Origin of the sequence: Maribacter sp. (assembly GCF_016744255.1) — a bacterium.
Lineage (GTDB): Bacteria > Bacteroidota > Bacteroidia > Flavobacteriales > Flavobacteriaceae > Maribacter_B.
Map to the genome: position 1 here is coordinate 55,796 of NZ_JADGES010000005.1, position 13,258 is coordinate 69,053.

Annotated in this window: 11 protein-coding genes; 6 read left to right on the top strand and 5 right to left on the bottom strand. The window is 34.3% G+C overall.

Features of this window, described 5'->3' with window-relative positions; all coding sequences use genetic code 11:
- Nucleotides 1–5 precede the first annotated feature (5 nt).
- Complete coding sequence (locus QZZ51_RS02105) at nt 6–629, bottom strand: hypothetical protein (protein ID WP_291865200.1); 624 nt, start codon at nt 627–629, stop codon at nt 6–8.
- Nucleotides 630–778: 149 nt separating this feature from the next.
- Between QZZ51_RS02105 and QZZ51_RS02110 the strand changes: the two genes are divergently transcribed.
- The 4 genes from QZZ51_RS02110 (at nt 779) to QZZ51_RS02125 (ending at nt 7,020) form a co-directional block, all read left to right on the top strand.
- Nucleotides 779–2,332 (top strand): FAD-dependent oxidoreductase, encoded by a 1,554-nt coding sequence (locus QZZ51_RS02110; protein WP_291865202.1) that lies wholly within the window; start codon nt 779–781, stop codon nt 2,330–2,332.
- A gap of 55 nt (nt 2,333–2,387) precedes the next feature.
- The gene (locus QZZ51_RS02115; RefSeq protein ID WP_291865205.1) at nt 2,388–3,671 is read left to right on the top strand and encodes a DEAD/DEAH box helicase; all 1,284 of its coding nucleotides are present in this window, start codon (nt 2,388–2,390) and stop codon (nt 3,669–3,671) included.
- Nucleotides 3,672–3,812: 141 nt separating this feature from the next.
- Nucleotides 3,813–6,179, top strand: coding sequence for a TonB-dependent receptor (locus tag QZZ51_RS02120; protein ID WP_291865207.1), 2,367 nt, complete (start codon nt 3,813–3,815; stop codon nt 6,177–6,179).
- 4 nt (nt 6,180–6,183) lie between these two features.
- Nucleotides 6,184–7,020, top strand: coding sequence for a DUF4249 domain-containing protein (locus tag QZZ51_RS02125; protein WP_291865210.1), 837 nt, complete (start codon nt 6,184–6,186; stop codon nt 7,018–7,020).
- Between the two features lie 56 nt (nt 7,021–7,076).
- Here QZZ51_RS02125 and QZZ51_RS02130 read toward each other — a convergent pair whose 3' ends face one another.
- Both QZZ51_RS02130 and QZZ51_RS02135 read right to left on the bottom strand, forming a co-directional pair.
- Entirely contained in the window at nt 7,077–9,239 is a 2,163-nt protein-coding gene (locus QZZ51_RS02130) for a TonB-dependent receptor (protein WP_291865213.1), read from the bottom strand.
- Nucleotides 9,240–9,410: 171 nt separating this feature from the next.
- A complete protein-coding gene (locus tag QZZ51_RS02135) occupies nt 9,411–9,890 on the bottom strand; it encodes a Dps family protein (RefSeq protein WP_291865215.1) in 480 nt (159 codons plus the stop codon).
- A 120-nt stretch (nt 9,891–10,010) separates the two neighbouring features.
- Here QZZ51_RS02135 and QZZ51_RS02140 point away from each other — a divergent pair, with 120 nt between their 5' ends.
- Nucleotides 10,011–10,949, top strand: coding sequence for a LysR substrate-binding domain-containing protein (locus QZZ51_RS02140; RefSeq protein ID WP_291865217.1), 939 nt, complete (start codon nt 10,011–10,013; stop codon nt 10,947–10,949).
- A gap of 43 nt (nt 10,950–10,992) precedes the next feature.
- Here the strand turns inward: QZZ51_RS02140 and QZZ51_RS02145 are convergent, their stop codons facing one another.
- On the bottom strand, nt 10,993–11,190 hold the full coding sequence (locus QZZ51_RS02145; protein WP_291865219.1) for a hypothetical protein: 198 nt from the start codon (nt 11,188–11,190) through the stop codon (nt 10,993–10,995).
- A 153-nt stretch (nt 11,191–11,343) separates the two neighbouring features.
- Here QZZ51_RS02145 and QZZ51_RS02150 point away from each other — a divergent pair, with 153 nt between their 5' ends.
- Nucleotides 11,344–12,606 (top strand): D-alanyl-D-alanine carboxypeptidase, encoded by a 1,263-nt coding sequence (locus QZZ51_RS02150; protein ID WP_291865221.1) that lies wholly within the window; start codon nt 11,344–11,346, stop codon nt 12,604–12,606.
- On the opposite strand, the gene QZZ51_RS02155 is transcribed toward QZZ51_RS02150, so the two are convergent.
- Nucleotides 12,603–13,196, bottom strand: coding sequence for an NUDIX domain-containing protein (locus QZZ51_RS02155; protein ID WP_291865224.1), 594 nt, complete (start codon nt 13,194–13,196; stop codon nt 12,603–12,605). The genes QZZ51_RS02150 and QZZ51_RS02155 overlap by 4 nt on opposite strands.
- Between the last annotated feature and the right edge of the window lie 62 nt (nt 13,197–13,258).

The window sequence follows — 13,258 nt, forward strand, 5'->3', positions numbered from 1 at the left end:
TTGTTTTATTTCCCGCAGTTCTTTGCTGTTGCCTCTGCCCTGTCTTTTCCCCAATTCGGGTGAAATTCTGACTCTGGTTTAAAGTTAGTAAAAAGTTCTATGGAACGCTCTATCTCTTTACAATACGGTGTAGTATCTTGTCCAAAATATTTTGCCGAACCCATATCCCATTCTGCCTTAGAAAAAACAACCCTCGGGTTATTAGGAGAAATCGCTAATGCTTTTTGATACAACGTAACTACTTCACCTGATAGTGTCATACCATACGTTGCTCCATCAAAAGCTACATAAGCCGTATGTATCATGGCTTGTTGTACTAATATCTCTGGGTTATTAGGAGAAATTGCTTTTGCAATATCAACAAATTCTTGTGCTTTTTCTAATTGTTTTACAAGCTTCTCTTTATCTTTTTCTCCAAAGGACGCTACTGTATTTACCTGCGCGCCATAATATGCTGGTAACCAATTATCCTTTTCTGCCGTAGAAATTCGCTCAAAAAGATTAGATGCTTCCGTGGTTTTACCTTCTCCCCAAAACTGAAAAGCCTTTTGCATTCCAGTAGTGTATTGGTCTTGTGCTGTAGCTATTGTAGCTACTAAAAATAATGCGATGGTAATAATTTGTTTCATAATTTCTGTTTTTTGATTTATACTCCAAAGGTGCAGTAATCCTATACGCTAGGATAAAAAGAAGTGCTGAATTGTAATTATTCTGGATTGGACTGTAACTATTATAAAAAAAACAGAAGCTAATCTTATAAAACCAGTAATTTTGCAATATGGTAAGGAATATACAATTACGACTATCTTTAAAAGAAGAAGGACAAACAGGAATGCTTTTAAAAAAAGTAGCCAAATATCTTAGAGAGGATGAAAAAGATATTGTTGTAAAAGTACTACGGAAGTCTGTAGATGCTCGCAAACCTTCTATTTACTTCAATTATAAAATGGAGGTTTATATTCGCCAAAAACCATCCGAACAACCAGATTATACTTTCGATTACAAAGACGTTTCTAAGGCCAAAGAAATACATATTATTGGTTTTGGCCCTGCAGGAATGTGGGCTGCTTTACGTTGTTTAGAGCTTGGTTACAAACCTATTATATTAGAACGCGGCAATAAAGTACAAGAGCGTAGACGCGATTTAAAAGCGATAAACCAAGACCATTTAGTAAATGAAGACAGTAACTACTGTTTTGGGGAAGGTGGAGCAGGAACCTATTCCGATGGTAAGTTATATACCCGTAGCCTTAAAAGAGGGGATGTTCGTAGAATTTTTGAGAGTCTAGTACACCATGGTGCTACAGAACAAATACTGGTAGATGCGCATCCACATATTGGCACTAATAAGCTACCAAAAATTGTGCAGAATATTAGAGAGAAAATTATAGAGCACGGAGGAGAAATACATTTTAATACCCGTGTAACAGATTTCACTGTTAAAAACAATAAAATAACTGCAATTCAATTACAAAATGGTATTGAAATGCAAGCTAATAGAGTCATTCTTGCTACAGGCCATTCTGCTCGTGATATTTACTATTTACTACATGATAAAAAAATTAGCTTAAAAGCAAAGTCTTTTGCTATGGGTGTACGCGTAGAACATCCGCAACATATTATAGATTCTATTCAATACCATTGTAGAGGCGAACGTAATGAGCTTTTACCTGCCGCATCCTATAGTTTAGTTGAGCAAGTAAAAAATAGGGGTGTTTACTCCTTTTGTATGTGCCCAGGCGGATTTATTGTTCCTGCTGCCACAGCTCCTGGAGAAGTGGTTGTTAATGGTATGTCTCCATCTAAAAGAAATAATTTATATGCTAATTCTGGAATTGTAGTAGAGATTAATGCGGACGAAGACCTACGTAAGTTCGAAAAATTCGGCGTTTTAAAGGGTTTAGAATATCAAAAAAGTATCGAAAGACTGGCTTTTACAGCAGGTGGTCGTAGCCAGGTAGCTCCCGCTCAAAGACTTACCGATTTTGTAGAAGGAAACCTTTCTGCAGATTTAAACCCAACGTCTTACCAACCAGGATTAAAATCTGCTCCCCTACACTCTCTTTTACCAAAAGCTATAGGTAGTAGACTGCGTGGTGGTTTCAAAGTTTTTGGCGAAAAAATGAGAGGATACTATACTGCTGAAGCTAATATTGTTGGTGTAGAATCGAGAACCTCATCACCCGTAAACATTCCTAGAAACGAAAAATTAGAGCACCCTGAAATAGAAGGTTTATTCCCTTGTGGTGAAGGTGGTGGTTATGCCGGTGGTATTGTTTCTGCTGCTATGGATGGAGAACGTTGTGCAGAATCGGCAATTGCTGGTCTATAACACAATCTTTTTATTCAAACATTAACTGTATCTTCGCGGCATATATTAAAAATACATGACATTTAAAGATTTAGGTATAGCTTTACCTATATTAAAAGCTATTGACGAACAAGGGTATACGAACCCTACACCTATACAAGAACAAGCAATTCCGATTTTATTAAATCATAAAGACCTTTTAGGTGTTGCACAAACTGGTACCGGAAAAACAGCAGCATTTAGTATTCCTATTATTCACCATTTACATACAAATGAGCAACATACTCAAGGAAAAAAACGCATAAAAGCACTTATTGTTACTCCTACTAGAGAACTTGCTATTCAAATAGGCGAAAATTTTACTGCATATAGTAAACATACTAATATTAGAAATACAGTTATTTTTGGTGGCGTAAAACAACAAAGACAAGTAAATGCAATGCGTCCTGGTGTAGATGCTCTAATTGCAACTCCTGGGAGATTGCTAGATTTAATGAATCAAGGTATAATATCTCTTAGAGATGTTCAATATGTTGTTTTAGATGAAGCTGACCAAATGCTAGACATGGGCTTTATTCATGATATTAAAAAGATAATAGCCAAATTACCTCCTAAAAGACAGTCTTTATTTTTCTCTGCTACCATGCCAAAAGACATTGTAACACTATCTAGAAAAATATTAGGAGATTTTGAGCGTGTTACTATACAACCAAAGCAAGCTACCGCAGAGAAAGTAGAACAAGGAATTTATTTTGTTAGTAAACTCAACAAACCAAAATTACTAATCCATTTAATAGAAGAAAACCCTGAAGCTTCGGTTTTAGTATTTTCTAGGACCAAACATGGAGCCAATAAGATTGTAAAAAAATTAGCCCAAGCAGATATTAACTCTGCAGCTATACACGGAAATAAATCACAAACCGCAAGACAAAAGGCATTAGGCGCTTTTAAAGAAGGTAAACTAAATGTATTAGTTGCCACAGATATTGCTGCTCGCGGTATAGACGTAGAAGACCTTTCATTGGTTGTTAACTACGACTTACCTAATGTTCCAGAAACGTATGTACACCGTATTGGTAGAACTGGTAGAGCTAGTGCTAGTGGAATCGCTTTATCTTTTTGCGATAAAGAAGAACGCGCTTATTTACGAGACATTGAAAAGTTAATTAAACAGGAAGTGCCTAGAATGCCAGAGCATCAATTTGTAGATGACGGAGATTCGCAAACAGAATCTGAGGAAGAAAAACAGCATCAAAAACCACGTAGCTCTAGCAGACCCAAAAGTCGTCATGGTAGTTCTAATTTTAGAGGTAAAAACAATAGAAACACCAATAAACCTAGACCAAAGAAAAGAGACTAATTAATTTAGCACCTAATAAAAAAGCCTATCATTTTTTAAAATGATAGGCTTTTTTATTAAAATGATGCAACCTTCCATTTTTTTGATTGTCTATAGTAGAAGTAAATCAAAAAACAACAGTCAAACAACAACAATCAAAAAATGAAAAAATTAGGATTACTATTTTTATTTTTCACCACACTTCTAAGTGCGCAGGAAAATTTTACGGTCAATGGTTCCATTACCGATGCTACTAATGGGGAAACTCTTTTTGGTGCCTCTGTATTTTTAGAAGGAACTACTATTGGAGCTATAACTAATGAGTATGGATTCTACTCTATTACTGCTCCAAAGGAAACATACACTTTAATCATTTCGTATGTTGGGTATTCAGACATCAAAAAAGAAATCACATTAAACCAAAATCAAAAATTAGATTTTGAAATTAAAGAGTATGCAACACAACTAGAAGAAGTAGTTCTTACCGCAGATGAAAAAGAACATGTAAATATTAGAAAACCAGAAATGAGCGTTAATAAGCTCAACATTAAAACGGTGAAGCAAATGCCTGTTGTTTTTGGTGAGGTAGATATTATTAAATCGCTACAGATGCTTCCTGGGGTTACCAATAGTGGTGAAGGTTCCAGCGGTTTTAATGTTCGTGGTGGTGCGGTAGACCAAAACTTAGTTTTATTAGACGAAGCTATAATATATAATACCTCTCACCTACTTGGGTTTTTCTCGGTCTTTAATGCAGATGCCATTAAAGACATTAAACTTCATAAAGGTGGAATACCTGCTAAATATGGCGGCAGAACTTCTTCTGTTTTAGATGTAAGGCAAAAAGACGGTAACAGCAAAAGATTTGGTGTTTCTGGAGGAATAGGATTAATCTCTAGTAGGTTGGCTCTAGAAGGCCCCGCATTTAATAAAAAAGGCTCTTTTCTAGTTGCCGGTAGATCCTCTTACGTAAACGTATTCTTGGCAGCAGCCAAAAACAAAAATCGTGTTGGATTTTACGATTTAAACCTAAAAACTAACTACAAATTAAACGAGAATAACAAACTTTATCTTTCTGGTTACTTCGGAAGAGATACGTTTAAACTTGGAAGTAGTTTTGAAACTACCTACGGGAATGCTTCCGGAAATTTAAGATGGAATCATATTTTTAACGAACGCCTTTTTTCTAACTTATCCTTGATTTATAGTCGTTATGACTATGACCTAGGAATTAAAATTGCAGATTTCAACTGGATATCTTCTATTGACAATTACAATGCTAAATACGATTTAAAATACTATCTGAGTGATGCTTTTAAATTAGATTTTGGTGCAAGTGGAATCTATTACGATTTTAATCCTGGACAAATACTACCCACATCAGAAGAATCTTCTGTTAATCCAATGAAGCTTGACCAGAAAAAAGCTCTCGAAACTGGTGTATATATAAATGCAGAACATAAACTAACGGATAAGTTAACAGCCATGTACGGTCTTCGTTACAGCTACTTTAATCGTTTAGGAGGGCAACCTTTAACGGATTATGCCAACGATCAACCGGTTGCTTATAATTCTGTTTTAGGTATATATGAGCGCGGAGAGGCTATTAGCGAAACCAATTATGAAAAAGGAAAATCAATTGCGAACTATGGAAATCTAGAGCCTAGAGTCTCTATGGCCTATGAGCTTAACGATAACTCTTCCATTAAGCTTGGATATTCGCGTGCTGCACAATACATTCATTTACTATCCAATACTTCTTCCGTAACTCCATTAGATGTATGGACTCCTAGTGGAAAATATGTTAAACCTCAATTGTCTGACCAATTTGCCTTGGGTTACTTTAGAAACTTTAAGGAGGAGACTTACTCTCTAGAGATAGAAACATACTATAAAACAACGGACAACCGTATTGATTATATTGATGGGTCCGATTTAATTGGAACTAATACTATTGAAACTGAAATTTTAAATGGCGAATCTAGAGCATATGGTTTGGAAGTGTTATTCCGAAAAAATACAGGAAAATTCACAGGTTGGATTGCATATACTCTTGCTAAATCGGAACAAAGGACAAAAGATGCTATTGCCGGTGGTCCAGGCATCAGTAATGGAGAATGGTATAACACGGCTTATGACAGAACACATGACTTATCCGTAACAGCATCTTACAAAATGAATCCAAAATGGACTCTTAGTGCTAATGGTGCATTACAAACAGGTAGACCGGTAACCTACCCTAATGGGCAGTACCAATACGAAGGACTCTCTATTGCTAGTTACTCTGACAGAAATTCGGACCGATTACCATTATACAACAGATTTGACATTTCTGCGACCTATACCCCTAACAGAAAACCGAATAGAAGATGGAAAGGAGAATGGGTTTTTGGAATTTATAATGTGTTAAATAAAAAAAATGCGGCTTCCATCTCTTTTGGCCAAAACACGGACACAGGAGCTAACGAAGCTACAAGAACAGCCATTTTTGGGATAATGCCATCAGCTACCTATAACTTTAAATTTTAAGAAAATGAAATCCTATATAAAAATTATAACCTTATTTACTATATCTATATTTTTCTCTTGTGAAGATGTAATCGATGTAGATTTACAAACAGCCCCAGAACGATTAACCGTTGAAGCCTCTTTAGATTGGGAAAAAGGAACCACGGGAAATAACCAAACCATAAAACTATCGACCTCATCTGCTTATTTTGCAGAAAACCAGAATACCCCTGTAACAAGTGCTACGGTAAAGGTTACCAATACAAATACTCTAGAGGAATTCATTTTTACCAACGAAAATAACGGTAATTACACTACCGCCTCTTTTAACCCCATTGTAGATAATACCTATAATTTAGAAATTGTTTACAATAGTGAAACATACATTGCTACTGAAAATTTAAAATCCGTAACCAATATTACTAGAGTAAAACAATCCGCCGAAAAAGGGTTCAATGATGAAGCATTAGAAGTAAATGTATATTTTAATGACCCAGAGGAGGAAGAAAACTATTACCTCTTTAAATATAAAGAAGAAGGCGATTTATTTTTTGAACTAGAAGATGTAGATGATGAATTCATTAACGGAAATGAAGTTAGTTGGTGGTATGAAAAAGATGAAGATGATGACCAAGGCGAATTTGTTGCTGGTGATAAAGTAGAAATAGAAATGTATGGAATTTCCAAGGCTTATTTTAACTACATAAGAACCTTAATAGAACAATCTGAAGGCGTTGGTTTATTTGGTGCTACTCCGGTTGCTCTAAAAGGCAACTGTATTAACCAAACAAAAACTGAAAATTACGCCCATGGTTTTTTTAGACTTACACAAGTGGTAAAAACAAACTATACGTTTGAATGATTGATTTCCTTTTTTGGTTTAAAGGGAGTAGTTTTCATTACTACTCCCTTTAAATTTTATAAATTATCTAATTGATTGCTCTTTTTATCTGTACTAATAGTCCAAAAGAATCCTACAAAAAAGAACGTATCTGCCGTTGGCCGTATAGAACGCCTATTAAATGTTCCGTTTACATCTGGAGCATCAGTATACTGGTACCCGCTAACGTTATTGAATCCTAAAGCATTATTTACAGACAGATATAAGATTTTCTGAGGTGATATTAAGTATGCCCAATTGACACTTAGATTGTTATAACTTTTTGTTTTCTCTCCTAAAAATTCGGTAGAATTGGGATTATCATACGGCCTACCCGCAGCAAAAGTGTAAGATGCTCCTACTTGCGAGCGCCAATCGTTTATCCAATATTTAGTGACTAGAGAAAAATTATGCTTTGGAGCAAAATTAGGTGTTGCTCTGTTTTCAAAATTTAAATAATCGCGCTCCGTATTTAGGTAAGAATAAGAGACCCAATAGTCTAAATTTTTAATACTCTTATTATCTCTCCAAAAAATATCAATCCCAGAAGCGTATCCACTACCCAAATTGTTATAGCTACTAGCAAACAACGCTTCTTCCGTATCATATTTTACTAAGTTTTTATAATCTTTATAATACGCTTCTGCTCTAAAGGTTTTTCCATCATTTATAAATTGATAGTTTAGAATATAATGTGCTGTTTTTTCTGATTTTAAACTATTATCAAACTTTAAATAGTTCGTCTGTGGGTTTTGGTGAAAATCGCCATAAGCAAAAGAAAACTGCCCTTTATCACTACTCTTAAATGCCAATGAAGCCCTTGGTGATATGGTAAAATCATTTAAAACCTTAGAATATTCGCCTCGCACTCCTACTTTCATTGCCAATCGGTTGCTAAAAAAGACATCCGCTTCCGAGAACACTCCAGATAAGTTTTCTTTTAATTCACTATTAAAGCTAGTACCATTTTCTTCTATAAAAGTATCGGCATAGTTGGTTATAAAATGTTCCGCTCCAAAATGTAATTGAAACCTACTACTGAAGTTCTTTTTAACCTTCACTTTTAAATGCGAAGCCGTTTCTTCCGTATCTATATCATCATTTAAAATTCCAATATTGTTTTTATCCAAAGAAATACTTGCACCCGTGGTAAGTGTCCATTCATTTTCTAAAAAATGTTTATAGGATGCATTCACATACAAGTTGTTGTTTTTTAATTGAAAAGGAAGGTAATCGTCATAATTAATATCCTCTTGTTCAATATCTAAATTACTATGGTTAAAGCCCGTGTATAGTTTAAACATACTCTTTTCTGCTTTGCTTCTAAAAACTGCTTCTCCAGAAATAGATTCGTATGGTTTATTCCAACGTGCTCCTTGGTTATTAGGAATTAAACTTTGGTATGGTGCTAAATTTATATACGACGTATTTATACTTAGAGATTGGTTTCCCCATATTTCGGTATGCCCTACTCCTCCACCAACAGACATAATAGAAATATCTGTTTTTTCTTGTTTGGGCATATCTTCCGTATTCAATAATAAAACACTGGATAATGCTTGTCCATATTCCGCAGAATACCCTCCAGTACTAAAAGTAATTCCTTTAAACAAAAATGGCGAAAATCTTCCTCTGGTTGGCATATTATTCGCTGTTGCATTAAAAGGCTGAAAAACCCGTATACCATCTATAAAAACCTGTGTTTCTCCTGCTGCTCCACCACGAACAAATAAACGTCCGTCTTCACTAACCGTGCTTGTCCCTGGTAATGTTTGTAATGCAGCAACAAAATCTCCTGCAGCACCTGCAGTGGTTACAATATCTAAAGGTTTTAAGACTGCTACTTTAGAATTGTCTCCTGCTTTAAATGTGCCGGCTGTTAAAGTAACTCCTGTAAGCTCATTAATAGCTTCTCGCAACTTTATGGTACGGTTGTTTAAATAAGATATCTCTCCCGTTTCATAATGCGTTTCATAAGAAAGCATAGATACTACAAGAGTTTGTGTTCCCTTTTCTGTTGTTTCAAAAGAAAAATTTCCGTCATTTCCTGTAGAAGCTCCGTCGTATGTCCCCTCTAAATACACATTGGCTCCTGCTATTGGGTTTCCTTTTTCATTAGCTACTTTTCCCGAAATTAGGGTTTGGCTAAAAGCAACCGAAGTAGTAAAAATTAAAATAAATGTAGATACTAGTTTTAACATGACTGTTCGTTTTTTGATGTTGATACTTCAAAAATGCGAACTACATACATGCTCTACTAAAAGGGTTTACCCAATTGACAATTTCTGCTACCGAAATGAGAAAGATCATATATAAACCAAAAATGCCTCACTAATAAAGCGAGGCATTTTCATTTTAAAAAATTTTAGAATTTAGATTTCTTCCGCCAACCAAGCTTTCATCATCCAAACGGTTTTTTCTTGTTCCGAAATAAAACCACTCATCATGGAATTGGTTCCTTCGTCATTAGCATCGTCTGCTTGATCCAAAATTTGTCTTTCCAATACTAATAACTGGGTTAATGAGCCTACTATTAAACGGATAGCTTCTTCATCTTTAGTAATGTTTTTTCCAACAGGTACAGTTCCTTTAGACATGTAATCTTCAAACGTGTGCAATGGCACTCCACCTAGAGTAAGAATACGTTCTGCTATCTCATCGACCTTCATATTAGCGTCATCATACAGCTCCTCGAACTTTACATGTAAGTCGAAAAAACGTTTCCCTTTAATATTCCAATGAATACCTCTTAAATTCTGATAATATCTTTGGAAATTGGCCAAAAGAACATTTAAATCATCACTTAATCCTTTCGATTTTTCTGCGTTTAATCCTATACTATTTAATTTCATAATTGTATGTAAATTTTATTCATTCTCCTTTTGATAGTATAAAGGTATTGCATAAAAAATGTATTTAATAATAAATTTTATTGATAGTTTTAATACCTTTATAGCTTAAAATTATAACGCATGACCATTACACAATTACAGTATGTTTTAGCTGTAGCAGAGCACCAAAACTTTACACTTGCAGCTCAAAAAAGCTTTGTAACACAGCCTACTTTAAGTATGCAAGTACAAAAACTTGAAGATGAGTTAGATATACTTATTTTTGACCGAAGTAAAAAGCCTATAACAATTACAGAAGTTGGTAAAAAAATAGTAGCCCAAGCCAAAAATATAGTCAATGAATCGGAAAGAATAAAAGATATTGTAGACCAAGAAAAAGGATTCATCGGTGGCGATTTTACACTTGGTATAATACCCACCATTATGCCTACTCTTTTACCTATGTTCTTAAAAGCTTTTATAAGTAAGTACCCTAAGGTAAATCTTATTATTAAAGAACAAAGTACGGAGAACCTTATACGCAATATTCAAGACGGGCATATAGATGCCGCCATTGCAGCAACACCTCTGGAGGTAGAATTTATTAAAGAACGGCCATTGTATTATGAGCCTTTTGTTGGCTACGTACCTGCCAATCACAGACTAAAAGATTATGAAGTCTTAAAACCAGAAGATTTAAATATATCGGACATACTACTTTTACAAGATGGTCATTGTTTTAGAGACGGTGTAATAAATTTATGTAAGGCACCTAGGAACTATGATGATGCCCATTTTCAATTACAGAGCGGAAGTTTTGAGACGCTTGTAAACCTTGCCAATGAAGGTTTAGGAATGACTCTTTTGCCTTATTTAAATACTTTAGAGTTAGATGAAAGAAAAAAGAAGCACTTAAAGTATTTTAGCCCGCCTTCTCCTGCCAGAGAGGTAAGTTTAATATACCATAAGAGTGAACTAAAAATACAAATTACAGAAGCCTTAAGAGATGTAATATCTGGAATAGTAAGAGGTGCTATTGCTTTTCAAGATGTAAAAATTATTAGCCCTATTTCTAAATAGGGCTAAATTAAAAAGGTCACCTTCTCAGGTGACCTTTTATTCTTTATGCTTTTAAGAAAAGTAAACTTGGTTGTAATTCTGGTTTATCATTAATAAACTGTTCTAACCAATATTTTAATTCTTCTATTTCGTTTGGTAATAATCTTGTTAAACTTTTTTCTAGTTCTTTACAAAAAAGCTTCGTATCAAAACTAACTTTTTTTAGGACTGTCTTAGTATATTCAAGCATAGCTCTTGCCATATTGTATATATATTTAAATTATGTTGGTCTCTTCTGTAAAGTTAACCAAAAATTCAATATGTTTATTGCTTGTATTACGTTAAATATTAGATAAATTCTTGTTAAAACAAGGTAAGCTCTTACAAATTCATTACCACCCTTAACCTCATCTTTATGAAAAAAATTCTTATCCTTACCTCCTTTATAATTTTATTTTTTAGTTGTGGTGGAATTAAAATGAATTATTCCAAAGTCACTAAAGCAATACTCGATTCTAATCTGCGTAAAAATCAATTCACTGGTTTATTAGTAATAGACCCCAGCACAAAAGACACGCTATACAATTATAACGGCTCCAAATATTTTACTCCCGCAAGTAATACTAAAATTTTTACGCTATACAGTGCTCTAAAAGTGTTACCTAAAAATATACCTGCACTTACATATAGTATACAAAAAGATACCTTGTATGCTCAAGGAACTGGCAACCCCACATTGCTTCACCCTTACTTTAAAGATAGTATTGTTATACAATTCTTAAAAAAATATAAAAACATCGCCTTTAATTTCTCTAATTATAGCGACACCCAATATGGTCCAGGTTGGGCTTGGGAAGATTATGATACTTATTTTTCTCCAGAGCGTAGTGCTTTGCCGATACACGCCAATGTATTAACCATACACCATACAGATTCCCTAATTGCAAATCCTACCTATTTTAAGGATTGTATTATATATGCTGATATTTCTAAGCATAGAGAATTAAATAAAAATCTTTTTTATTATAACAAAATCCAAAAAGACACCCTAGAAGTCCCTTTTATTACGAACACTAGCGTATCTAAGAAACTATTAGAAAGTGCATTAAACAAAGAGATTAGTGTAGTCTCTAAATTACCCGAGGGTCCTAAAAATATACTTTATAGTATCGCAACAGATTCTGTCTATAAAAGAATGATGCACGAAAGTGATAATTTTTTAGCAGAACAACTAGTAATAATGAGTTCTGGTATTCTTAAAGATACACTAAACTTTAAAATTACAAGAGATTACATCTTAGATACACACCTTAGTAGTTTAAGACAACAACCCAGATGGGTAGATGCTTCTGGTTTATCTAGATATAATTTATTTACACCAGAATCTATGGTGCATGTACTTTATAAACTTTACAAAGAAGTGCCATTAAAGAGATTATTTACTTTGTTTCCTGTAGAGACAAATTCGGATTCTGATAAAAACAAAGTAGTAGAGCAACCCTATATCTATGCTAAATCTGGTAGTTTAGGTAATAATTATTGTCTTAGTGGCTATTTACAAACGCGTTCAGGGAAAATTTTAATTTTTAGCTTTATGAACAACCATTATAGGGTACCTACCAAGGAAGTTAAGAACCAAATGCATACCATATTTAAAGAAATAAGAGATACATATTAAGCTTTTAACAATTGTTCTATTTTGGCATGTTGTAAGAGCATTATGGATTTTCCATCTTTAATTTCACCTTTGCTTATCATATCAAAAGCTGTATTAAAATCAACTTCTAATACTTCTATATTTTCGGTCTCGTATTCTGCACCGCCCCCTTTTCCTATTTTTTGATTTTCCTCATATGCGGCTACAAAAAAATGCACCTTTTGCATCACCGTACCAGGAACCATAAAACTCTCGAACACCTTAGTAACTGAATCTATTTTATAACCCGTTTCTTCTAACGTTTCTTTTTTTATACAAACCTCCGGAGTATCGCCATCTAAAAGACCAGCGCATACCTCAACCATCTTCCCATCGCCAGATTCTGATTCGTTCTGAAAAACAGGCATTCTAAACTGTTTGGTTAAAATAACGGTTTGTTTCTGTAGGTTATACAGTAATATCGCTGCTGCATCACCACAATCGTACACTTCTCGCTCTTGCTTTTCCCAGGTACCATCTTCTCTTTGGTAATCGAATATAAACTTGTTTAGAGTATACCAATTATCTGACAACAGATTTTTGACTATATTTTTTATTTTTCCGTATTTCATCTTATGAATCTATTACACTTAAAACTGGCCTGTTTTAACTAATGCAAATATCACTATAATAG

Excerpts from the sequence above, each read along its gene's own strand:
- QZZ51_RS02150 (WP_291865221.1), top strand. The coding sequence starts at position 11,344 with ATGAAAAAAATTCTTATCCTTACCTCCTTTATAATTTTATTTTTTAGT.
- QZZ51_RS02140 (WP_291865217.1), top strand. The coding sequence starts at position 10,011 with ATGACCATTACACAATTACAGTATGTTTTAGCTGTAGCAGAGCACCAA.
- QZZ51_RS02105 (WP_291865200.1), bottom strand. The coding sequence starts at position 629 with ATGAAACAAATTATTACCATCGCATTATTTTTAGTAGCTACAATAGCT.
- QZZ51_RS02130 (WP_291865213.1), bottom strand. The coding sequence starts at position 9,239 with ATGTTAAAACTAGTATCTACATTTATTTTAATTTTTACTACTTCGGTT.
- QZZ51_RS02155 (WP_291865224.1), bottom strand. The coding sequence starts at position 13,196 with ATGAAATACGGAAAAATAAAAAATATAGTCAAAAATCTGTTGTCAGAT.
- QZZ51_RS02110 (WP_291865202.1), top strand. The coding sequence starts at position 779 with ATGGTAAGGAATATACAATTACGACTATCTTTAAAAGAAGAAGGACAA.
- QZZ51_RS02125 (WP_291865210.1), top strand. The coding sequence starts at position 6,184 with ATGAAATCCTATATAAAAATTATAACCTTATTTACTATATCTATATTT.
- QZZ51_RS02120 (WP_291865207.1), top strand. The coding sequence starts at position 3,813 with ATGAAAAAATTAGGATTACTATTTTTATTTTTCACCACACTTCTAAGT.
- QZZ51_RS02145 (WP_291865219.1), bottom strand. The coding sequence starts at position 11,190 with ATGGCAAGAGCTATGCTTGAATATACTAAGACAGTCCTAAAAAAAGTT.
- QZZ51_RS02135 (WP_291865215.1), bottom strand. The coding sequence starts at position 9,890 with ATGAAATTAAATAGTATAGGATTAAACGCAGAAAAATCGAAAGGATTA.
- QZZ51_RS02115 (WP_291865205.1), top strand. The coding sequence starts at position 2,388 with ATGACATTTAAAGATTTAGGTATAGCTTTACCTATATTAAAAGCTATT.